This window comes from Borborobacter arsenicus, from assembly GCF_003934165.1.
Classification (GTDB): domain Bacteria; phylum Pseudomonadota; class Alphaproteobacteria; order Rhizobiales; family Rhizobiaceae; genus Pseudaminobacter; species Pseudaminobacter arsenicus.
The window spans coordinates 1-23,324 of record NZ_RKST01000045.1; the positions used below are offsets into that span (position 1 = coordinate 1).

Genomic DNA, 23,324 nt, shown 5'->3' on the forward strand with positions numbered 1-23,324 from the left:
CCTCAAGATTGCGCTTCAACAGCCGCAATCCTTCAAAACAGAAGCCTCAACCGCAAACCGACCTGCCAAATGCCGCGTCAGCGGCTTCGTTCAATCCCGTTTATGGGTACGTGACCTAGGGTTCTGGAGCTAATCGGGAACTGCGACGATCCCGAAAAGCTGAGATCATGGATCAGGAACGCCCGGGACAAGGGCGAGACGCGCGTCGCCTATGCCGCATTCCGCAGGCTGGTTTCGGTTCTGCCGAAGGAGAAGCCTGGAACCGTGGAGCATGATTTCTGGCAGACGATATACGCATTCGAGCACGTCCTGTCTGAAGAGCGGGGAAAGACCACCCGGCTCGCGCATACAAGGCAGAAAGTCGCAAGGGTGGGAGTGACGCAGACTCTTCAGGGCTGGACCACCAACAGTACCAACGGTTTCGCTATGCTGCTGGAGCGGAACATGCCAGAACTGACCGGCGAGGCTATCGTCCTTCGACACGAGGGCCAATTCGACGTGGAGGTCGTTGCGGCGACAAGGCGGCGACTGGTGGGGGCGGGTATAGATATTGCCTCGCTTCCCCGCCCTCTATCCGCGGAATGACGGCCCGCAAGAGGGCCGGCGGTCTCCAGTTGCCACCGATCGTGGCGCGCGAATGGCGCGGAGAAATCGTGGGTGCCCCCGGTATCAATTTCGGCCAGGTGGTTCAGCCGGGTCCACCTCGCCAATCGGTTGAGTTCACCTACATTATACTTCCCGCAGCACTCCGAATGTCGAACTCGGCGTTTACGTGGCCGGGCGTTATCATGATCATGGCGCCCACGCCCATGAAGACGGAGTTCCCTGACGCGGGTGCACTGTTCCAGACCAAGCGCCTGCTCTCTCTGAGTCTCTCGTTGGAGGTAACCAGAGCGCAGTTTTCCGACATACTGCCGCGCATCGAGGCACGGCGGTCAGGGAGTTTCATTTCACCATCGAGGAGGAGGTTGATGGTATCTGGCCGGTACGAAGCTGGGGCATGGCGGATACGTGGCGCGGGCAAAGGATTGATCCATACAGAGTCTGTCAAACTTCCGTATGAATGCTTCCTGTAGCGCTTTGTCAGTCAGTAGAGCAGTCCCAAGGTATTGGCATCGCCCAGCGTTCACTCATCGAACAGTATGTCCGGAACGGTCAACTGGTCCGGCTCTTCGACTTCGATTGCCCTTCAAACAAACTGATTGCTTTATTCTATCACGAAGCTGCAGAAAACCGCCCGGCTGTAAAGGCCTAAGCAACTGGATGCATGACTTAATAAAATCCGAGAGTTGTGATGCACAAGAATTTCGCAATTCAGAGATAGGGGCGCTCCGTGCTTGACCTGGTCGGAGTCATAGCACCAGCCGGGTCCGGTATGGCGGCATTGGCCTTGACGTGATCCATTGCCGCCTGCGCCCGATCGCGATGCAACTCGGATTGGCGCGCAAGCTCGCCGCCATCCTGCACCGCAAGATCACTGCACGTCCATCAGGAGTGATTGGATGCGGTCATACAATTCCCTTGCAACCCGTACGCCGTATTTCATACTGCGTTCCCGCGCCTCATAGCGTCGCTGCGAAGGCAATCGGGCTGCTTGATCGGTAAACGCCGCAAACAGGGCTTCAGCGCTTTCGTGATTGGCAGTGCTGGTGCCACCGCCTAGCAATTCGGGATCGAAAGCGATGATCAGCTCGCCATGGCAGGGAGCGGCTTTGATCCCGCCATCAAACGCCATGGATTGCATACTCGTCATGTCGCCGATCAAAGGGCCGGCGAGCAGTTCGATCATGGTCGACAAGGCGGACCCCTTGTGGCCGCCAAATGTAAGCATGGCGCCGGACAATGCCACAGCGGCGTCGGTGGTCGAATTTCCATCCGAATCAACCGCCCATCCAGCCGGTATCGGCTTGCCGCCAATCTTGTGCAGGGCGATGTCTCCGCGAGCTATTGCGCTGGTTGCAAAATCGAAAACATAGGGCCTCTCCTTGCCGCGTGGCCAGCCGAAGGCGATTGGGTTGGTTCCCAACACCGGCCTGGTTCCACCGGCCGGAGCGACCCAGCTATGACTCGGCGTCATGGCGATCGCCGCCAGTCCGCGCTCGGTCATCGCCTCGATTTCGGGCCACAGAGCCGAAAAATGAAAGCAGTTGTTGATGGCGAGGATGCACACTCCAACCGACCTCGTCTTTCGCTCCACAATCGAAAGCGCCCGATCAAACGCCAGCAGCGAATAGCCATAGGCAGCATCCGCGTGAACGACGGCCGCCGATGTTTCCACGATGTTGGGGACCGCATCGGGTACAAACTTCGGGCTTTTTATCGTTTCGACACATCCAGGCAGCCTGTAGAGACCATGCGAGAAACACTCGTCTCGCTCTCCGGCGGTTATGACCCGCGCTACGGGCTCCGCCTGCTCGGGCGACAAGCCCGCATTCAGCAAGACCTGCAAGGCCATGTGAAATACGTCATCGACACCAACCATGACATGGCTCGTGTCATTTTGTCGGATTGCGATCCCAGTCATGTGAATTCCATCTTGTTCGTCATCAATTCCAGTTGGCGGATAACAGAACCACTCCGACCGTCTGCGGATCCTTGCAGGCATTCCACGGCAAGGTTGCGCGGAAACGGCACCGCTAAAGCCGCATATAGGCCAGACGAAGCCGGCCCGCATACCGATCAAATCCGCAAAACACCGATACGAGGGCGTATCGTGACGCAGCCCAAACAGCTGCCGATATCCCGCGTCGACCGGATAGCAGACGGCACGCACGCACTATTCCAGAGACGATCTCTTCAGGCTCAAAATCTCACCAAAACATTCGGCCGGTTGATCGAACCAACTCCGGTCTTTCAACTTCTGCCTGACCCTTTGATTCAATCCGCCCTTGGTCTCATGCTCTGCAGGGAGATTATCCATCTCCGTCTCGCTCGTCGAATAAGCCGTGCTGGATAGTGCGAAAAGCATCGCCCTGACATAGGTACTGGCATTTTCGTCGGTCACTCCCCGCCGGCCAAGCCAGGCAATCAAGGAGTTCTGCAATTCAAAATAAGTGGACATAAACCCGCTGACGCTACCCATCGCGAGGAGTTCACTCTCGCTCTCGGGCACCACCAGGTGACCCATTCCCTCGAAAAGCTGCAAGATTTCCGGTATGCCGGGATAGCAAATAATAGGCCCCTCGCACCTTGCAATCGAAGGAAGCGGAAGAACACGCCCGACCGTCGACAGGGGAGCAAGCTTTGCGAGATCCTGCACTGACAGTCCGGTCACAAAACTGATGACGATCTGACTCCGATGAAAGGAAATACCGGCCAGGGCTTCTTCGACCTGCGTTGGACGCGTCGCAATAAAGACGATATCTGAATTCGCCGCGACTTCCGCATTCGGGGCACGCTTGATCCTTGCGAAACGCCGTTCAATGTCACGGGAGACCGCCTCGGAGCGATTTGAGACCAGGATTGTATTGTCCTTTCCCGCACGATCCAGCCCCTCAACAATTGCCTTCGTGATGGCGCCTGTTCCAATAAAGCCTACCCGCATCATAAATCTCTGAACCCAAACTATCGTCAAATATCTCTGTTTTTAAATAATGCTTATGCGCGTCTAATGACTGATTACCTTCCTCAGGAAAGTCTGCGCTCTAGACGACGCGTTCCCACCAAAGAAATCATTCTTCGCGACGTCGTCCACTATTTCGCCCTTGTCCATAAAGACGATGCGATCGGCCACCGACTTCGCAAAACCCATTTCGTGCGTAACGCACACCATCGTCATCCCCGCTCTTGCCAACTCGACCATCACGTCGAGGACTTCCCCGATCATTTCAGGATCTAGGGCGGAGGTCGGCTCGTCGAACAACATGACTTGAGGATCCATAGCCAACGCGCGCGCAATCGCTATGCGCTGCTGCTGTCCTCCGGAGAGTTGGCTTGGATATTTGTCCTTCTGTGTTGTCAGCCCAACTCGCTCGAGAAGAGCCAGCGCCTTGTCTGTTGCCTCCTCTCTGGTTCTGCGCATCACCTTCTCCTGGGCGATTGTGATGTTGCGCAGGACCGACAGGTGCGGAAACAGTTCGAAATTCTGGAAGACCATGCCGACCGTGCGCCGCACACTCGGAAGATCCGCATGTTGGTCGGTCAGGTTAAATCCCGCAATCGATATGAACCCGTCATGTACCGCCTCCAGGCCGTTCAAGCACTTTATCAGTGTTGATTTTCCTGATCCCGATGGCCCGCAGACAACCACAACCTCACCTGAATTGACTGACAGGTTGCAGTCACTAAGGACCTTGAAGTCGCCATATGACTTCGAGACATTGCGGACATCAATGACCATATTATCCGTTCCTACCATTGGACGACCTTCCCTATCGCTATCCCTGCTCGGCAAGTGAAACGTTTGTCTTGTGGCCTCGACTGACGCGCGCCTCTATCCTTCTTTGCGCAAAATCCCAGAGAGTGGTAAGGGCCAGATAATAAATTGCAGCAACAGCAAATAACTCGAGAACCATAAACTTTTCTTGTATAAGAATTTGCGTTCTTCTCAGAAGTTCTTCCATCGATATCACAGACGTTACCGACGTCATCTTGAGAAGGCTGTTAATGGAATTACCAAGAGGGGGTATGATTATCCGAAAAGCCTGGGGCAGAACGACATACAGCATGACCTGATAGTTGCGGAAACCAAGAGCTCGGGCTGCATTCTGCTGACCTACAGGTACGGCGCTTATTCCGGCGCGTATAATTTCGGACAGATAGGCCGCCTCGTTGAGCGTCAATCCGATCAATGCCGCCTGTATGACGGTAAGTCTTATCCCCATTTGAGGCAGGCCGGTATACAGGACAATCAACTGCACCAATAAGGGCGTACCCCTGAACAGCCATATATAAACCGCGGCAAACGTCGAAAAAGCCCTGACATTCGACATGCGCAGCAAAGCTATGATCAGTCCAAGCAGCAAGCCGAGCAGGATCGCCGCTATTGTCAGCCAGATCGTGGTCACGGCGCCCTGGAAAATATATTCATTTGAGAGATACGAGAAAAATCCTTCCCAGCTCCACATCTGGCAATCCTCTCTTTTTTACGCTTAGTACTTCGGCTTTTCTCGTAATATGCACGCCAAAATCGGGCGGCATACCGGCAACTGACCGCGTGAAACATATTGCGGCCAGTTGCCGTTATTTTTGCCCTAGTTTATGTCCGGGCCCTTCAGGAGAAATTCTCCCGGCAGAAGCTCGATCCCATAGGGCCTGTATAGTTCGGCAAGGGAGCCATCCGTCTTCATCTCGTTCAGCTCCCGAACAACTGCCTGAGCCAGGGCCTTATCCCCGAATGCCAGCGATGCGGGCGTTGCGAACAAGCCGGACAGGACACGGGTAAAGTCGCCGCGCTGCTGATAGTCATATCCAACGGCATCCATTGCGGCCACGGCATCCACCTGGCCGGAGCGCAGCGCCTGGAAAGCGGTCGCATAATTGTCGAAGGTCTGGATGTTTATGCCTTTGCGGCCCGAACCCTCGAACTCGGCATGCAAGTCGCGCAGTCTGCTTTCCTCAAATCCGCCGATCTCGACGCCGATCGCCTTGCCGCTCAAATCGTCCCGGGAGCCGATTCTACCGTCACCCACCTTGGTGGAAATGCTGAGGGCCTGCTTCTCATAGGGGATCATATAGACGCGCTTGGCACGCTCAGCGGTGTAAAATATCGGCGCGATAGTCACATCCCACCGATCCGCCTCCAGCCCAGGAATGTGGACGGAAAACTCGGCGCTGATGAATTCGCTGTCCATGCAAAGTCTTTTGGAAAGCGCGTTCGCAAGGTCGACGCGGAGCCCCTTCAGCACGCCTGTACTGTCGGTGAACTGATAGGGAGGAACAGTGGGATTGGCGACATAGGTAATATGCCCCGGCTTGATGACCGATGAATCGTCAATGGACCTTTCACACGCATTTATTGGTGCGGCCATCAATGCCAATGCGGCAGTGACGCCGAAAAGGGTCGAGCAGAATTTGATTTTCATTTTTTCCTCCGGTTGATAAGACTTTACTTACATGTTAATTGGTTCATCCAATCGAAAAACAACATCATCAAGCTTCTGTGAGAGCGGCGCGTACCTGTTCCTGATCAACGGGTCGTGTCCCGGGATGATATGATCTTTGGAATCGGCCAATGAATTCAGCCGTGCAAAGCTCTCCATCATGGCTGTAACGTTAGCCACGATGGGAAATGGAGAGTTAGTCTCGAAATTTACATAAAAATGCGTGGAATCACTGGCGAGGAGGACTTGCCCGCGCTTGGTAGAAACACGGACGCCCTGAAGGCCCAAAGTATGTCCGGGGAGCGGGTGCAGAGAAACGCCAGGAGCAAGGGCGCTGTCGCCAGCGTGGAATACGACCCTGCCACCATAGAGCAGATCGATGAATTCCTTGATGTGGTCAGGCGAATAGGCCGAATTCAGAAACTGATGAGCCATATTCGGGCCGGTTGCGTAAGCTGCCTCACGCTCCTGAATATGAAACCGAGCGGACGGGAACGCAGACAGCGATCCGGCATGATCGAAATGAAGATGTGTCAGGATAACGTCGGACACGCTTGCGGGATCGACTCCCAGCATCCGCACTGCATCCACCGGATCACAGAAGAATTGTGGATCCCATACGCCGCCGGACGCCTGACGCCGGACCGCCGCTTCTGCTTGCGTGAAGCCGGTATCGACAACAATAACCCTGGAACTGTTTTTGATTAGCCAGAAATAATAGTCTATTGGTGATTCTTTGCTGCTGCCGCCCTGGCTCCATGCGTTTACTATGAAATTCTCGCTGGAATATCGATTTCCACGCGTAGCGTAACGAATGGCATACAACTCATACAAATCGTTCATGTTCTTGATTTTGACCTTGTTAATTTAGGGATTCACAAGACGCGAGCGGATTAACTTTTATGGACACAGGAAGCCGTGAATCTGTCGCTCTGTCCGCAAAGACGGCTTCAGATGACGGTGAAGCCGTGGGCGTAGGGATCACGATCGTCGATGAAAATCGTGCTGAAGCCGGTCTGGCGCGCCCACCCGCCGATCGAGGGGATGATGGCGTCTACGTCTCCGACCTTCGTCGCCGCTTCGACCCGCCCCTTGAACAGACTGCCGATAATGCTCTCATGGATGAACTCGTCGCCCACCTGGAGCCGGCCTTTGGCGACCCAGTGGGCCATCCGGGCTGAAGTTCCTGTGCCGCATGGCGACCGGTCTATCGCTTTTTCGCCGTAGAACACGGCATTGCGTGCCGTCGCATCCGGATGCCGGGGTGAGCCGGTCCACAATATGTGACTGAGACCGCGGATCGACGGATTTTCGGGGTGCACGAATTCGTAGGTTGTGTTGAGCGCTGCCCTGAGCCTGGGGCTGAAGCCGATCAACTCACCGGCCGAGAAGTCACCCATATCGCGGAAGCAAGCCTGCGGCTCGACGATGGCATAGAAGTTGCCGCCATAGGCCACATCAACCGTAACCTTGCCCAGTCCCTCGACCTCGGCCTCAAGCCCTTCGGAATGCAGGAACGCCGGCACGTTGGTCAGACGCACCTCCTCCACGAAGCGGCCTTCCTGCCTGTATTCGGCAACCACCAGCCCGGCTGGCGTATCGAGACGGAGCTTGCCCGGCTCCTTCGGCTTCACGAGCCCGTTCTCGATCGCCATGGTGACGGTGCCGATGGTGCCGTGCCCGCACATGGGCAAGCAACCCGAGGTCTCGATGAACAGGACTGCCGCGTCGCAATCCGGTCGCGTAGGCGGGTAGAGGATCGAGCCCGACATCATGTCATGGCCGCGCGGCTCGAACATCAGCCCGGTGCGGATCCAGTCATATTCGGCCAGGAAATGCGCGCGCCGCTCCATCATGGTGACGCCTTCAAGGCAGGGACCACCGCCGGAAACGAGACGGACGGGATTGCCGCAGGTATGACCGTCTATGCACTGGAAAGTATGGTTGCTCATTTCTGGACCCTGGAAAAACGAGATGCGCGATAGGGCGCGATGTCGATGGAGGGCGGGCGGCTGTCTACAATGTCGGCAATCAGTTCGGCGGTGCCAGCCGATTGCGTAAGCCCGAGATGACCGTGCCCGAAAGCGAGCACAACCGACGGATGAGATGCTGCACCGATGACGGGAAGACTGTCCGGCATGGAAGGGCGGAAGCCCATCCATTGCGTGCCGCCGCGCGTGTCGAGGCCGGGCAAGAAAGACGCTGCCTTGCGCAGCAGGGAGGCAGCCCGCTCCATGCGCGGCGGCAGGTCGAGGCCACCGAGTTCCACCCCACCGCCAACTCGGATTCCATCGCCGATGCGCGAGACGACGAACCCATGTCCGCTGAATGTGACATGAGTACGCAGATCAAATGCACCGGCGGGCAACGTCGTATTGTAGCCGCGCTCGGTCTCGAGCGGCAGGTTAAGCCCGAGTTGGGCTGTCAGCCGCCCCGAGAAAGCGCCCGCCGCCACGACCACCCGATCGAAACGCCATTCACCGGCAGGTCCGGCGAGGCGCACGCCGTTTTCGGACGGCGCAAGGTCGCAAATCTCCGCACGCTCGATCTGCCCGCCACTCCGGACGAAATCCTCGGCGAGACGCTGCGTCCACAGTTCTGGATCCACAACATTGATCCAGTCCGGCGTGTAGCCCGCATGCGTGAAGCGCGGCGCGATGCCAGGCTGGATTTCGGCAATCGCGCCTGTACTTTCGAGAAGCTCGAAACGAACGCCGGCCGCCCGCCGCTCTGCCCACCCCGGCAGGCTCTCACGGAACTCATCTGCCGTTTCGTAAAGCTGCAATTGCCCCTCACGTCGCAGGAGCGCTTCAAGCCGATGCCTGGCAACCAGCCGCTCCAATGCGGCGCTGGACAATTTCATTAGCGCGCCCTGAGCCTCCACGGCGGCGCGATAGCGATCACGAAGGCTCGCGCGCCAGAAGGCCAGAAGCCACGGCGCGATGCGGAAAAAATGGGCCGGAGGAATGGACAGCGGACCGTTGGGATCGATCAGCCAACGCGGCGCCTTGCGCATGATGCCTGGCGTGGCGAGCGGAATGACGTCTGCAAAGGCAAACGCCCCGGCATTGCCACGGGACGCGCCAGCCGCCACAGCATCGCGCTCAAGGAGCGTCACGCGGTGGCCGCGACCAGCCAGCGCAAGCGCTGCTGCGACCCCTACGATACCTGCTCCGATCACGCCGATTTTCATGATGCGCAATATCCTCCCGTGCTCAATACGTAACAACTTGCATTCGTGTTGTCGACAACAAAAATAAATAAAATCGACACTCTTTTGACGCCGCCCTCGCCTTGCGTTAAAAGCGTCTTTACGAAACAAAAAGGCGGGGGTGACGATGGCTGAGAAACGCGACAGGGAAGGGACGGAAAAGACAAACGGCCACCGGCGCGGCTCAGGAGTCGGCCATGTCTATGAGATACTTCGCAATGAGATTGTCGAACTGAAGCTGGAGCCCGGCAGCCCGATCGACGAACTCCAGCTTTCCAAGCGCTTTTCGCTTTCACGCACACCGATCCGTGAAGCGCTTGTGCGACTGGCGGCCGAGGGGCTGATCACCACGCTGCCCAATCGCGCCACGATCGTCTCGAACATCGATTTTTTGAACCTCCCGCAGTTCTTCGATGCCCTAACGCTGATGTACCGCGTGACCACGCGACTTGCCGCCTCCAATCGCCGGACTGAGGACATCGAGAGAATCGGGGCGTTTCAGGCCGCTTTTGCACAGGCGGCTGAAAGGAAGGACGCGCTCGCAATGATCTCGACAAACCGGGACTTTCACCTAGAGATCGCAAAAGCCGGGCGAAATCGGTATTATACCGAACTCTTCACCCAACTTCTGGATGAGGGCCGGCGCATCCTGCGGCTCTACTACTCATCCTTCGGCGATGTTTTGCCGCGCCAATATGTGACCGAGCACGAGGATATGATCGCCGCCATCGTCGCGCACGATATTGAAACGGCCGACAGGCTCGCACGCGATCACGCCGAGCAGATCGTCCGCCAGATCCAGGCGTCCATTACAGCGGATGCGCGAACGAACGCACATATCAGTATCTGACCCATATCGCTTCAGGGGCTTATCGGGCTCGCAGGCACGGCGCCACTCGCGCCTGCATCCAACTCGCCGGACCGCGTATTTTTCCTGGCATGTCGTCACCGAATAATGCGGCAATAGCCTAGGGACGTCCGGTTCGCTGTCGGCAGCATGCATCCTATTTTTATGTCGACAAATAAAATACTTAGTATATTATAACAGTCGGCGCAGGTGGATTTTTGGAGTTCGCGCCTCCACTGCGCGAACAAAAAATAGACTTTTGAAGGAGAATCATATGAAACTCGGCATTTTTTCAGGCTGCATCCCGGCGCTGATGACACCATGCAAGGCCGACCGCAGCCCTGATTTCGACGCGCTGGTACGCAAAGGTCAGGAGTTAATCTCGGCCGGTATGTCCGCCGTCATCTACTGTGGCTCGATGGGCGACTGGCCTCTCCTGACCGACGAGCAGCGCATGGAAGGAGTGCAACGCCTGGCCGAAGCGGGCGTGCCAGTCATTGTTGGCACCGGGGCAGTCAACACAGCCTCGGCAGTGGCTCATGCCGCGCATGCACAAAAGGTCGGAGCCAAAGGCCTTATGGTAATTCCGCGCGTCCTCTCGCGGGGTTCATCGTTGACAGCGCAGCGCCACCATTTCAAAGCGATCCTGGCCGCCGCGCCTAATCTGCCGGCCGTGATCTACAACAGCCCTCACTACGGCTTCGCCACGCGTGCTGACCTGTTCTTCGCCCTCCGCGCCGACCATCCGAATCTTGTCGGTTTTAAGGAGTTTGGAGGTGTCGACGCGCTGACTTACGCAGCTGAACACATCACCAGCCAAGACGATGAAGTGGCGCTAATGGTCGGCGTCGATACCACCGTGTTCCACGGCATCATCAATTGCGGAGCTACCGGCGCGATCACAGGGATCGGTAACGTACTTCCGCGTGAAGTGTTACATCTCTGCGCTCTGTCTCACGCGGCCGCCAAGGGCGATCCGGAAGCTAGGCAAAGAGCACGGGAACTGGAACAAGCGCTGGCCGTATTGTCCTACTTCGATGAGGGGGCGGATTTAGTCCTCTACTACAAGCATATGATGGTCCTTAAAGGTAATCCGGAATATGCACTCCACTTCAACGAGACGGACGCGCTCTCAGACAGCCAGCGCGGCTATACGGAAGCGCAACTCAAACTCTTCGACACTTGGTATGCGCAATGGAGCAAGGAGCCCGGCGCCGCACAGAAACACGCCGCCTGAGGTGGCGGTGAAGAAGGGCCTGCTCGGGCAGGCCTTTCCCGATCTACCTGCCCTGCGTCTCACTGGCGGCCAGGACCACTTTGCAAGGCTCGTTCCAATTCGTGCAGCCCAGTCAGGCACATGTCTTTTCGCAAGCCGGACCCTGCGATCTCTAAACAAGGACCTCGAAGATGCCCTTTATCCCTCACGGCAAACATCTGATTGCAGCCGAATGGATCGCAGGTGAAGCTAGGTTCCGGTCGCAGCCCTCATCGGGCACGCCGCATGATTTCTTCGTCGGCACAACCGCGCATGTGGATGCGGCCTGTGCGGCGGCGGAAGAGGCGTTCTGGACCTATGGCTATTCGAAGCGCACTGGCCGCGCTATCTTTCTGAACGCCATCGCCGACGAAATCGAGGCACGAGCCGAAGCGATCACACAGATCGGCTGCGAGGAGACCGGCCTGCCGGCTGCGCGCCTGGAGGGAGAGCGCGGGCGCACCGTTGGTCAGTTGCGCCTGTTCGCATCGCACATCGTCAAGGGCGACTATCTCGATCATCGTCTGGATGCGGCCTTGCCCGATAGGAAGCCGCTGCCTCGCCCCGAGATCCAGCTCATGCAGCGTCCCATCGGTCCGGTCGCGGTGTTCGGTGCCTCGAACTTCCCCCTCGCCTTCTCCACCGCGGGAGGCGACACGGCGGCCGCACTGGCCGCAGGCTGCCCCGTCATCGTCAAGGGTCATTCCGCTAACCCCGGCACGGGCGAGATCATGGCCGAAGCGATAAGGGCTGCGATCGAAAGGACTGGCATGCCCAAGGGCGTGTTCAGCATGATCCAGGGCGGCAATCGGCAGATGGCCCAGGCGCTGGTGCAACATCCGTTGATCAAGGCGGTGGGCTTCACCGGTTCACTGGCCGCGGGGCGGGCGCTATTCAACCTCTGCGCGGCGCGCCCGGAACCGATTCCGTTCTTCGGCGAATTGGGCAGCGTCAATCCGATGTTTCTCCTACCCCACGCATTTGCCGCGCGCGCCGAGGCAATCGCCCAAGGCTGGGCAGCCTCGCTGACGCAGGGTGCCGGCCAGTTCTGTACCAATCCCGGCATCGTGGTTTTGGCCAATGGGCCGGATGCCGACCGCTTCGTCGCCGCAGCCAAGACCGCGCTCGAAAAGACCGGCCCGCAAGTCATGCTGACAGACGGTATTGCCGAGGCCTATCGGTACGGCAAGGCGCGCTTTTCAAGGCATCAGGCAGTTCGGCCTATTGTCGAAACCCACAGCGAGGGCCGTTCGGCAAGTCCCAATCTTTATGAAACAAACGCTGCCACTTACCTGCAGGACCATGCGCTGAGTAGCGAGGTATTCGGCCCGCTGGGCCTGATCGTCAGGGTTGATCTGCCGGCCGAAATGGTCGACATCGCCAGGAAGCTGGAAGGTCAATTGACCGCCACGCTGCATCTGGACGAGGCCGATACCAAACTTGCGCAACGGCTGATGCCAGTATTGGAACATAAAGCAGGACGTGTGTTGGCAAATGGCTTTCCGACAGGTGTCGAGGTCTGCGACACGATGGTGCATGGCGGTCCCTATCCCGCTTCCACCAATTTTGGTGCAACGTCCGTGGGCACGATGTCGATCCGCCGCTTCTTGCGCCCCGTCAGTTATCAGAACATCCCGGCTGAACTGCTGCCCGAACAGATGCCGGGATGATCTGGGCGTGGCTGCCGCGTCGAGACGCAGAAGCTGGTCGATCAGGCGGTTGCCGGCACGATCAGCGGGATGCGGCATTATATGGTCGGAGACGATCACATCGAGCCGCACTAACTCAATCAGCGATCCCAGGAACCTTCAGTCTGGCTTACCGGCAGACGATGCAGCGCCGAGCGTGAGGGCCGTTTCGACCATAAAATCGGAAACCGGCGTTGCCCGCCTACCTCATGATGCATTTTTGCGGTGCATTATCATAAAGTGATTTCAAGGATGTATGCGTTCGCGCATTCATTTTGAGCGGCGCGCCGGACGAGATGAAAATGGGCTCCACTATATGGTTGTTGCCGCTCTATAATTCTCAAATTCCATCGCCGTCATCCGACCAGCTTTAGCCATTCGGCGAAGGTATCGGGCGTAAGAACGAGGCCCCGGAAGAAAATGTCCCGATTGATCAGGAACGCCGCCGCCGGGTCGATACCACCGCAGTTTCCACACGACCGGTTCCTGGTTAGCCTTCGAAGATGATCGCTATTGGGATCAATGCTGGCGCTCGGCGGGTGTCATAGCGCGGTGTAGATCGTAGGAGTCCGCGCTTTCGATTTGCCTCACCCTCGGCCATGACTGCCCGTACTCCTATCGTCGACAGAATCGGTCTCGTCATCGAAGACGCCTGGCACCGCCGATCCTTGTCTCCAGTAGACAGAGCAGGGCCAGCAAATCTTCGCAAGCCGGACCCGGACCTATCGATATATTTGTGAGCCAAAGTACGCGTCGATGATATTAGCCAGCGTCCCGTTGGCGGAATTGGCGTCCTCTGCACACGACCTGAGAAGCCAGTCTGGAAGCCTACTAGGGAGACTGGAAAGCCGCTCGGCCGCCGAGAGAGCACCGATGCTTCTGCTAAGGCTCGCACTCGCGTCCTCGGCGATCAGTTTGCAATCTCCCGAAAAGTCTGCCGGCAGTCCGAGGGCCTAAAGCAGGGCTCCAGCAGGTCCAAATCCGTGAGCCTGAACTTCGGAGCAGTGGATGGGCATCACTGCCGACCTCAGGATCAGCGAGGGAACTCGGCATCGAGGAAGCAAGCTATCCTCGTGCAGTAGGATGTTGCGCCATTTATATATACATATTTAATTTTTTGAATGATTCCCTTGCGTAATGTCGAGAACTGAATACTCTGCACCTGTCGGGCGTCGTTGCTTCCAGCATTTTCGCTGGCAAAAGCGCCTCGCTGGGGAAGTGCCTAAAGAGGAATCGTACAAACCGGAAGGGCAGATACATGAGAGGGAAAGCTTTGATTTGGCACCGTAGAAAAAGGCAACTGCCGCTACTGGCCGTTGCAGCATTGATGACGACCGGGCTGAGTTGCGCAGGCACGCTGGCCGCAGATGACGGCTCTTTTCCGACAGCCGACCAGGTAGGAGGAGAGGTGTTTCCGGAGGGATTGAAGCATGGCGCTGTCTTCCCAGCGGATATCAAACTGGTCAATGAGAAAGGCGAGGAGCAGACACTTGGTGACGTGCTGAACGGAAAGCGCACCCTGCTTGTATTCTTCATTTCCGCTGCCCCGGCCTCCGTGGAGGAACTCGGCAAGATCGACAAATTCGCGGCCGACAACAAAGGCGACACTCAGATAATTTTCGCCAACGCCGATACGGTCGGCGTGGCTCTTTTGGGTGGCGGTTCCGTCGCTATTCCTGAAACCGTTCGGACCATCAACCTGATCAAGCAGGAAAAAGCCCTGACCCAGCCGATGTTCGTGGCTCCCAACAACGTCTTTGACGCCAACGGGCTTTCAAACCGGCTCGGGTTCCGCGGGCTGCCGACAAGCTATCTGATCGCTGCCGATGGCAAGGTGGAGAAGCAATATGTCGGCACGCGGGAGTGGAAGCCCGGCGACATTTAGTCATTATCGATTTTGGGAGAGAGACATATGCGTATTTCAAGACGAGACTGTCTGACCGGCGCGTTCGGGGCGGGCGCGAGCCTGGCACTATCGGGAATGGGTGTAAATCCGGCCATGAGTGCCGTGCATGACGCCAGTAAGGAAGGCCAGCATGCGCTGTTCAACAAGTTCAAGAACAATGTGATCCTCATTCCGGGCAAATATAATGGCACTGTATCCGCGATGGATCTGAGCGTGCCCGAGACGATGGCCTGGTACAATTTCGGCCGATCGGGCATCGACATGCCCATTCCCCACCACATTGCGGCGATGCCTTCAGCCGACCCCTATAAGGGCTTCGATTTCTATCAGACGATGCAGCCGCCCGGCGCACCCTATGTCAACGAAAACTCGCCCGAATGGCGCGACCGCGGCGATTTCAAGATGTTCAAGATGCGCTACGACGGTAGCGGCTCGCAAAACTCGATTTCCGTTGTCAGCGACGTTTCCGCCGCGACGGGCATGGCCCTGGGCGTGCACGTCTCGATCGGCGTCGGGCCGAATGCCGAGAAATATGTGGCCTTTGCCGACGGGCAGAAGGACATGGTCCTCATCACCACGATCGATGACGACCCCAAGATCGTCAAGGCCTTCCGGGCTGACTACGATCCCAATTCGCGCGAGCTCAGCATCTCGCATATCTTCCCGGATGGCTCGACCGGCAAATTCGATTTCCAGGGCCGCAAGGGCATGAAGACCTCGCACGAGGCGATGCTGGGGGAAGAACTGATGCCCGCCGATCCGACCGCGGTGTTCGTCGACGCATTTACCTGGCACCCGACGCTACCGCTCGGCGCGATCCTCATTCGCCGGCACGGCTGCTGCGCGATCGTCAACACCGAGACCTGGGAGCCGGTGGCGCTGCTGTCGACCGCCAAAGGAGCGCCCGATCATTTCAACCTGATCAGGCAGTCGGGCTACACATGGACTTATTCCATCCCTTCCGTGCTTACGCCCCTCCACGAAGCCGGCTTCATCACCAGCGGCCAGTTCTTCCTCGCCTGCAACAACGTCCTTCAGAACAACGTTGCGGTATACCGTTCGGAAGATCCGGACCCGATGAAGTGGAAGAAGGAAAACTTCGTCGAAGGGTTTGGTACGAAATATCTGCCGCTCCATATGGGCAACGTGCCGGATTCGCGCTGGGTGTTCTTTACCATCTGGGCCCGCAAGCCCAATAACGGCTTCATCTGCAAGGTCGATCCGAAGACGTGGCAGGTCGTGGCCAAGTGGGACACCGGCCCCGACCCGCATACCTGCGACTGCACCGTGGACGGCAAATACATCACCACCGTCTATAGCGGCAATCAGTCGGGCCAGTCGGGTCTCGTCGTCATCGATGCCGATACGGACGAGATCGTGGCGCGCCTGCCCACCGCTGCCGGGGCTCATGATCATGTCGTGGTGCCCGAGTCCTGGGAAGGTCTCAAATCGTCGAGAAGCACCTCGGTTTGATATTGCGAGTGCCGTGGCCTCCTGGCTGCGGCACCTATGCCGGATGGCGGCCTGCTGCGTCCGGCCCCTGCTTCCGAAAGAACGTGTCCTATCGCGAATACATGCCCGCGGCAGCGGCGCTTGAAAAGGAAAATGTGATGTCGGTGAAGAAATTCGTTCACGGCCTGACCCTCGCTTTTTCGCTTGCAGCAGCTTCGATCCCGCAAGCAGCCCTTGCCCATGACAATGCCGAACTGGCTAAAGTGCCTGGCCCGCATGGCGGCATGATGCAGATGTCCGGCAATTTTCACCTTGAAGTGGCGATCGGCGCAGGCACGGTGACTGTCTGGGTCACCGACCATTCCGACGAGCCGCAACCGACCGAAGGCGCAACGGCCAAGGCGACCGTCTTCAAGGGAAGCGAGCGCATTGCGGTCGATCTCTCGCCAACCGGAGAAAATGAACTGCACGGCACTTCCGCTGAACTCTCCGACAGCAAGGGGCTGCGCGCGCTCATCGACCTGGCGATGCCGGGAGAGGAAGCCATGCAGGTGCGCTACCAGTTTCCGGAGCATTGACCGGGAGGAAAACCAGGTCCTGACCCTAGGCTCTGGCAAGATGGAGAAGCCCATGTGGCGATATTGCTCGGTTCTTTGCGGTGCATTTCTTGCATTCAACTGTTCCGTGGCAGGCGCGCAAAACAGCGACCAGGAGCATCTGCTGGAGACGAATGTCTGTGCCGGCTGCGATTTGTCGGGAGCCGATCTTTCCGGCGCCGGGCTTATCGGTGCCGATCTGCACGGGGCCATACTGGCCGGGGCAAATCTTCAGGGCGCCAATCTGATCGGTGCCAATCTGGAAGGCGCTGATCTGACCGAGGCAAATCTGAGCGGAGCGATAATGGGCGGCGTCAATCTGCGCGACGCGACCCTCGAGGGCGCAGCGCTCGACAGCGCCATCCTGACCATGGCGACACTGACGCGCGTCAATCTTGAAAGCGCCTCGCTGGACGCAACCCGGCTCGACGGCGTCAATCTGGAAGGCGCCAGACTCGCCGGTGCGAATTTTGCCAATGCCGATCTTTACAACGCGCGGCTCTTCTTCGCCGATCTGTCAGGCGCCATGTTGACCGCGGCGGACTTGAGCGCCGCCAATTTTGACGAAGCAGAACTTGAAGAGGTCGTCACGGATGCCGAAACGACCTGCCCGGATTTCAAACCGGGGCCATGCTGGCAATAGTCCGGGAGGGGCGTGCCGGCCTGAGGTGGTGCTTTCCTAGTCCCCTCGAGGACTGGGAGGAAAATTGGAGGAGGTGTCATGCACCGATATTTGGTTGCAGCGCTGCTGGCTGTCTCGACGTGCCTGGGAAGCTCTCATTCATGGGCGCATTCCGACGCTTCGTCCTTCAGCGAAAGCGGCGAAGATCACCATGACGCCCATGAGCATCACGATAACAAAACGCTTTATCCGGCCGTCGTCATTGTCGATCCGCGCCAGGTGACCAATGTCGTACTGAAGGTGAATGCCCGCATCACGCGCGTGCTGGCCGGTGCCGTCGGTCGCCAGGTTTCGCGTGGCGAAGTGCTGGCTGAATTCGACAGCGCAGAACTCAGCACGCTCCAGCGGACCTATATCGAAACCTTCGTCAACCGCGCCGCAATGATGGCAATCAGCACGACGGGCGAGGAAAAGTTGATCGAGGGGCGGATGAGCCTGGCCTGGCGCGGCCTGTCGGAAAACGAAATCGACTGGATCGAGAATAACCGGCGACCGATCGAGAAGGTGGAAATCATCTCGCCGGTGGACGGTTATCTGGTCAGCGTCGATGCAGCCGTTTCGCGCATCGTCAGCGCCGGCTCCCGCAACAATCTGTTCAGCAGTTCCGGCGCCACGCTGTTCCAGGTCGCCGCAAGGGATTCGCTCATTGTCGAGGCGGCCGTACCTGCCGCGACGATCGACCATCTCCAGCCGGGAGACATGGTGGATTTGCGCATCGCCGGTAGCGGAGGAACCGAAGGCCTGACCGGAAGCGTGGAACAGATCACGCCCACCATCAACCTGAACAACCGAACGCAGACCGTGCGCATCAAGCCATCCGGCGAGGCCGCCATCCGGGCGCTGAGACCAGGCATGACGGTGCACATCGCTGTGGATGGCGAGAAGGGCGACGATCATCATGACTGATTGGCGAGCACCCCTGGGCGCAGCGTTCATCCTGCTGATTTTTTCCTTGCCCGTGTCGGCCGAGACGCCCGCGCCGGCGATGATGGGGGACATCTGCACCAGCAGCGAACCGGTTTCGGCCACTGCCGACGCCATCGTCGTCGTGGGCGACCAGGCGCTCGTCAGCGTGGACACAGCAGTTTCGCAACCGCCTGTGCGGGCGCTGGCGACGTATGGACACGTGCTGCCCAATCCGCTTGCCGTCAACGATATCAACGCAAATATCAGCGGACAGATCGAGAGGGTGTTCGTCCGTGCGGGAAGCACCGTCAAGAAGGGCGACCCGATCGCATCGATCTCCAGCCCCGACTTCGTCTTCACGCAGAAATCCTATCTGACGCTGCTCGGCAACGAGGAAAGGCTGGAAATCCTGCGCGAGGAAGGCAATCTGCCCAATTTCCTCAAGGATGCGCGCGAAAACCTGAAATGGTGGGGCATGGACGAGCAAGCCATCGCCAACCTCACCGAAAGCCAAACTATCATCGAGCAGCTTTCGATCGTCGCACCCGAGGACGGCATCGTCACCGAGCTGTTGGTCAACTCCGGCGACGTAATCGACGCGGGCGACCGGACGATGCAGAAATTCGTTGTCCTGGGGCGCGCCATCGCCCGCATGGTGTCGGCCGACGCGGCACCCATCCTCGAGGTCTACGCATATCCCGACACTGCAGCCTCGATCCAGCTGGAGGTCTCCCGCATCCGTGTGAAGCCCGAGAGGAGCGCAGCACAGGAATTGACCGTTTCCTATGTCATGCCGGAGGTGAGCCCCGTCACGCAGATGACCCGCGCAGTCGTCGATCTGGCAGGCGCCGAGGCTGACTTCACCCTGGGCGACACTGTGCCGGTCGACATCCTCCTGCCGGCGCCCGCCGGCGTCTGGATACCCACTGCGACCATCCTCAGGCAGGGGCTTCGGCCAATCGCCTTCGTGCAGAAATCCGCGGATCGGTTCGAGCGTCGCCAGTTGGAAGTCCTGCACATCGTCGGTGAATGGGCATGTGTCGCCAATGTCCGTGAAGGCGAAAAATTGGCTAGGAACGGCAAGACGATCCTTGAAGGCGCCTATCGCCAGCAGAGCGGCGAAGGGTCCGCCGACGCGGGCGGTGGCCACCACCACTGATTGAGGGAAGCAATGTTCAACTGGATCATCGACTGGTCGTTGCGGAATCGCCTCATCGTTCTGATCTTCTATGGCCTGCTTGCCGTCGCTGCCATCGTGGTCATTCCCAGGATGGCCATCGACGTCTTTCCTGAATTTGCGCCGCCGCAGGTCCAACTGCAGACCGAAGCGCCGGGATTCTCGGCGCAGGATGTGGAGCTTCTCGTCACGCGCCCGATCGAAGCTGCCCTTCAGGGCATGCCCAATGTCGACCAGATCCGTTCGACCTCGTCGGTCGGCCTGTCGCGTATCGTGGTGGTGTTTGAAACGGACGTAGACGTCTACAGGGCGCGCGTCATTGCGCAGGAGCGCCTGCAACTGGTCCAAAGCCGCCTGCCCGCCGGCGTCGACGCACCTCAGCTCATGCCGCTCACTTCGGCAATCAGCTGGCTTGTCAAATTCGCCCTCGTCGACTGGTCGCAGAACCCCGATCCCCTCGCCCTGCGAAGCCTCGTCGATTGGGAGTTCCGCAATCGCCTGCTGGCGCAGCCGGGGGTGGCGGAGGTCGTCGCGAGCGGCGGCGGCGTCAAGCAATATCAGGTGCTGGTGGACCCGTTGCGGCTCAAGAGCTACGGCATCCCCTTCAGCAGCGTCGTGGCGGCGGCCGAACAGGTAAATTCCGTTGCGCCGGGCGCCTTCGTCTATCCTAGCGCGGATGAAGAATATTTCGTGCGGGCCAACGGCCTCGTCGACGGCCTGCAGGACATAGCCGACACCATCGTCACCTCCCGCGACGGCGTTCCCGTGCGGATAAGCGATGTAGGCGAGGTCAAGCTCGGCGAGGAAATCAAACGCGGCGATGCGATGATGTTCGGCGGCGATGCGATCATCGCCACTGTCTCCAAGCAGTGGGGAGCCGACACGGTGGAAACGACCCAGCGGATCGAGGTCGTTCTGGCAGAGATGGCCAAATCCCTGCCGCCGGACGTGCAGCTCGTTTCAAATGTGTTCCGGCAGGCAAGTTCGATCGAGCGCTCGATGGACAATCTGCGCAGCGCGCTGCTCGAATCCACGGCCATTGTCGCACTGGTCCTGATCCTGCTTCTGGCGCGGTGGCGGCCAACCGTCATCAGCCTGGTGGCTATTCCGGCTTCGCTGATTATCGGCATCCTGTTCCTGTGGCTCGGCGGCATCGGCATCAATGCGCTCACCCTGGGCGGCCTGATCTTCGCCATCGGCGAAGTGGTTGACGATTCCATCATTGACGTCGAGAATATCCTGCGGCGGCTGCGCGAACATCGCCAAAGCGGGGCGACAACCCCGGTGATTTCGGTGGTTTATGAAGGCTCGCGCGAGATCCGCAACTCGGTGGTCTTTGCAACGCTGATCGTTGCCGCAGCCTTCATGCCCATTTTCTTCCTTTCCGACATTGAAGGGCGCATTTTCGCGCCAATGGCGATCGCCTACCTGGCTGCCGTCGTCGGATCGCTGTTTGTCGCGCTGTCGCTGGTGCCAGTGCTCTGTTACTACGGCCTCGCCCGCTCGTCGGCCCGTTCGGACCATTCGATGGGCCGGGTCGCGCGTTCCCTTCAGCGCCGCTATCAGGCGCTGCTGACCTTGAGCATGGGCCATACGAAGCTGATGCTGGCCATCGGCGTTGTCGGCATCGTGTTGTCGGCAGGCCTGCTGCTTTCGCTTGGCCGCTCCTTCATGCCGGCGCTTTCGGAAGGCAATGTGGTGATCGCCACCACGATGATGCCCGGCACCTCGCTTGAGGAGAACATCCGGGTCGGCCGCAGGATCGAGGAAATCCTCTCCACCATTCCCGAAATTGCCACCGTGGGCCAGCGGGCTGGCCGCTCGCGGCTCGATGAAGACGCCCAACCGGTCAATTTCAGTGAGTTCGACGTCACGCTGCTGCCCGAGGTGCAAGACCCTCAAAGAGTGCTGCATGAAATTCGCCAGCGCCTGAGCGGCATTCCTGGCGTCGCCATCAACGTCTCACAATTCATCACCCACAGGATGCAGGAAATCCTTTCGGGCGTCCGCTCCCAGGTGGTGGTGAAAATCTATGGTCCCGATTTCGACGAACTGACCGAAAAGCAGACCGAAGTGATGAATGCCGTGCAGGATCTTGCCGGCATAACGGACCTTCAGGCCGAGCCGATGGTGCGCATTCCGGGCCTAGACATTCGTGTGAACCGCCAGGCGGCAGGCCTCTACGGCTTTTCCCCCGGGGAGATCGTCCGGCAGGTCGGCCAGGCCTTCAATGGTGTGGCCGTGTCGCGTGTCCTGGAGGCTGACCGGACCTATGATCTGGTGGTTCGCGTTGCCGAAGCCAACCGCAAGAACATCGACGAAATGCGTGAATTTCCCCTGCAGACGGCGCAGGGAACCACGGTCCCCCTCCGTCAGGTGGCAGAACTCGCCTCAAGCCTCGAACCTTACCAGATCAATCGCGACAACGGCACGCGGCGCGCCGTCGTCCAATGGAATGTCGAAGGAAACGACCTCAACCAGACCATTCACGCTGCACAGGAGGCCATCACCGCAAAGGTCAAGCTTGCGCCCGGCTATTCCATCGAATTCGGGGGCGACTATGTCGGCCAGCAACGGGCGACCTACAACCTCGTCCTGTCCGGCACAGCCACGCTGGTTATCATCTTCGCCCTGCTGCTGCTCGCCTTCAAGTCGCTGCCGCACGCGCTGCTGGTGATGGCCAACATCCCGTTTGCCCTGGTCGGCGGCGCGCTGGCCCTTGCCCTGGCGGGTGAAACCCTCAACGTCGCTTCAACCATCGGTCTGATTGCCCTCCTGGGGGTTGCCGCGCGAAACAGCATTCTGCTGATCTCGCGCTATGACACCCTGACCGGAATATCTGCCGACGAGGACGCCAGGGCGCTGGCGGTCCACGGGGCCACGGATCGCATGCTGCCCATTCTGATGACGGCCCTAACGACCTGCCTTGCCGTTATTCCCCTGCTCATAGGCGATCCGGTCGGCAAGGAGTTCCAGCGCGCGGTTGCGCTCACGCTGTTTGGCGGCATGATCAGTTCCACCCTGCTCAACCTGTTCCTCGTTCCGACAATCTATGCCTCGATGGTGCGCCGGTGGCCAGCCCAGAAAAGTCAAGGTTTGGCAAAGAGGAACCAAGTGTTACCGGAGTTACTTTCATAAACAGTTCAGGATCAGGACCCGTATCCCACAATACATTCATACAATCATATTTTTGCATTGAAGACTGCTACGAACGTGTTTAAGGTGGTTTTTGGAGAGGACCTCGCCGGATTGGCGAAGGGAAAACAAGTGGAGGGCGGCAAGCTGATGAATGGTGTGAAACTGTTTCTGGCTGGGGCCTTGCTCCTGCCGGCAAGCGTTGCGATGTCGGCTGATGTCGCCCCCGATGTCGTCAAGTTCGAAGACAACGCCGTTGCGGCCTCGCTTACGGGCGTGGCTGGCGATCCGACGGCGGGCGCTGAGGTGTTCAAGGATCGTAGCCTCGGAAACTGCCTGGCCTGCCACGCCAATGTCGACATGGAGAAGGAGCTGTTCCATGGAAATGTCGGCCCCTCGATGGATGGCGTGGCCGATCGGTGGAAGCC

21 protein-coding genes are annotated in these 23,324 nt (G+C 58.7%); 13 read left to right on the forward strand and 8 right to left on the reverse strand.

Features of this window, described 5'->3' with window-relative positions; all coding sequences use genetic code 11:
• Positions 1-264 precede the first annotated feature (264 nt).
• The gene (locus EET67_RS25900) at positions 265-585 is read left to right on the forward strand and encodes a hypothetical protein (protein ID WP_210211160.1); all 321 of its coding nucleotides are present in this window, start codon (positions 265-267) and stop codon (positions 583-585) included.
• Positions 586-1,063: 478 nt separating this feature from the next.
• The gene (locus tag EET67_RS26760) at positions 1,064-1,255 is read left to right on the forward strand and encodes a LysR substrate-binding domain-containing protein (RefSeq protein WP_128628681.1); all 192 of its coding nucleotides are present in this window, start codon (positions 1,064-1,066) and stop codon (positions 1,253-1,255) included.
• A gap of 219 nt (positions 1,256-1,474) precedes the next feature.
• Here the strand turns inward: EET67_RS26760 and EET67_RS23760 are convergent, their stop codons facing one another.
• The 8 genes from EET67_RS23760 to EET67_RS23795 form a co-directional block, all read right to left on the reverse strand.
• Positions 1,475-2,482, reverse strand: coding sequence for an Ldh family oxidoreductase (locus tag EET67_RS23760; protein ID WP_425359550.1), 1,008 nt, complete (start codon positions 2,480-2,482; stop codon positions 1,475-1,477).
• Between the two features lie 294 nt (positions 2,483-2,776).
• Positions 2,777-3,544: an NAD(P)-binding domain-containing protein gene (locus tag EET67_RS23765; protein WP_165900019.1), complete on the reverse strand. Its 768-nt coding sequence runs from the start codon at positions 3,542-3,544 to the stop codon at positions 2,777-2,779.
• Positions 3,545-3,607: 63 nt separating this feature from the next.
• Positions 3,608-4,339, reverse strand: coding sequence for an amino acid ABC transporter ATP-binding protein (locus tag EET67_RS23770; RefSeq protein ID WP_128628684.1), 732 nt, complete (start codon positions 4,337-4,339; stop codon positions 3,608-3,610).
• Positions 4,340-4,376: 37 nt separating this feature from the next.
• Positions 4,377-5,066 carry an amino acid ABC transporter permease gene (locus tag EET67_RS23775; RefSeq protein ID WP_128628685.1) on the reverse strand — a complete coding sequence of 230 codons (690 nt, stop codon included), beginning with the start codon at positions 5,064-5,066 and terminating at the stop codon, positions 4,377-4,379.
• 126 nt (positions 5,067-5,192) lie between these two features.
• Complete coding sequence (locus tag EET67_RS23780) at positions 5,193-6,023, reverse strand: transporter substrate-binding domain-containing protein (protein ID WP_128628686.1); 831 nt, start codon at positions 6,021-6,023, stop codon at positions 5,193-5,195.
• A gap of 27 nt (positions 6,024-6,050) precedes the next feature.
• A complete protein-coding gene (locus EET67_RS23785; protein ID WP_128628687.1) occupies positions 6,051-6,884 on the reverse strand; it encodes an N-acyl homoserine lactonase family protein in 834 nt (277 codons plus the stop codon).
• 107 nt (positions 6,885-6,991) lie between these two features.
• Complete coding sequence (locus tag EET67_RS23790) at positions 6,992-7,993, reverse strand: 4-hydroxyproline epimerase (RefSeq protein ID WP_128628688.1); 1,002 nt, start codon at positions 7,991-7,993, stop codon at positions 6,992-6,994.
• Positions 7,990-9,234: an NAD(P)/FAD-dependent oxidoreductase gene (locus EET67_RS23795; RefSeq protein ID WP_128628689.1), complete on the reverse strand. Its 1,245-nt coding sequence runs from the start codon at positions 9,232-9,234 to the stop codon at positions 7,990-7,992. The genes EET67_RS23790 and EET67_RS23795 overlap by 4 nt, the downstream gene beginning before the upstream one ends.
• Positions 9,235-9,379: 145 nt before the next feature.
• Here EET67_RS23795 and EET67_RS23800 point away from each other — a divergent pair, with 145 nt between their 5' ends.
• From EET67_RS23800 to EET67_RS23850, 11 genes are all read left to right on the forward strand, one after another.
• Positions 9,380-10,102, forward strand: coding sequence for a GntR family transcriptional regulator (locus EET67_RS23800; protein WP_128628690.1), 723 nt, complete (start codon positions 9,380-9,382; stop codon positions 10,100-10,102).
• A 271-nt stretch (positions 10,103-10,373) separates the two neighbouring features.
• Positions 10,374-11,336 (forward strand): dihydrodipicolinate synthase family protein, encoded by a 963-nt coding sequence (locus EET67_RS23805; RefSeq protein WP_128628691.1) that lies wholly within the window; start codon positions 10,374-10,376, stop codon positions 11,334-11,336.
• 170 nt (positions 11,337-11,506) lie between these two features.
• Positions 11,507-13,024, forward strand: coding sequence for an aldehyde dehydrogenase (NADP(+)) (locus EET67_RS23810; RefSeq protein WP_128628692.1), 1,518 nt, complete (start codon positions 11,507-11,509; stop codon positions 13,022-13,024).
• Positions 13,025-14,369: 1,345 nt separating this feature from the next.
• The gene (locus EET67_RS23815) at positions 14,370-14,927 is read left to right on the forward strand and encodes a thioredoxin domain-containing protein (protein WP_128628693.1); all 558 of its coding nucleotides are present in this window, start codon (positions 14,370-14,372) and stop codon (positions 14,925-14,927) included.
• A 27-nt stretch (positions 14,928-14,954) separates the two neighbouring features.
• Positions 14,955-16,421 (forward strand): YncE family protein, encoded by a 1,467-nt coding sequence (locus tag EET67_RS23820; RefSeq protein WP_128628694.1) that lies wholly within the window; start codon positions 14,955-14,957, stop codon positions 16,419-16,421.
• A 137-nt stretch (positions 16,422-16,558) separates the two neighbouring features.
• Positions 16,559-16,978 (forward strand): hypothetical protein, encoded by a 420-nt coding sequence (locus tag EET67_RS23825; protein ID WP_165900020.1) that lies wholly within the window; start codon positions 16,559-16,561, stop codon positions 16,976-16,978.
• 52 nt (positions 16,979-17,030) lie between these two features.
• A complete protein-coding gene (locus EET67_RS23830; RefSeq protein WP_165900021.1) occupies positions 17,031-17,639 on the forward strand; it encodes a pentapeptide repeat-containing protein in 609 nt (202 codons plus the stop codon).
• Positions 17,640-17,717: 78 nt separating this feature from the next.
• On the forward strand, positions 17,718-18,584 hold the full coding sequence (locus EET67_RS23835) for an efflux RND transporter periplasmic adaptor subunit (protein ID WP_128628697.1): 867 nt from the start codon (positions 17,718-17,720) through the stop codon (positions 18,582-18,584).
• On the forward strand, positions 18,577-19,743 hold the full coding sequence (locus EET67_RS23840) for an efflux RND transporter periplasmic adaptor subunit (RefSeq protein ID WP_165900022.1): 1,167 nt from the start codon (positions 18,577-18,579) through the stop codon (positions 19,741-19,743). Before EET67_RS23835 ends, EET67_RS23840 begins: the two co-directional genes overlap by 8 nt.
• Positions 19,744-19,755: 12 nt before the next feature.
• Complete coding sequence (locus tag EET67_RS23845) at positions 19,756-22,899, forward strand: efflux RND transporter permease subunit (RefSeq protein WP_128628699.1); 3,144 nt, start codon at positions 19,756-19,758, stop codon at positions 22,897-22,899.
• A 111-nt stretch (positions 22,900-23,010) separates the two neighbouring features.
• Positions 23,011-23,324: cytochrome c family protein (locus EET67_RS23850; protein WP_483458294.1), on the forward strand; the 314-nt coding region annotated here is incomplete at its 3' end.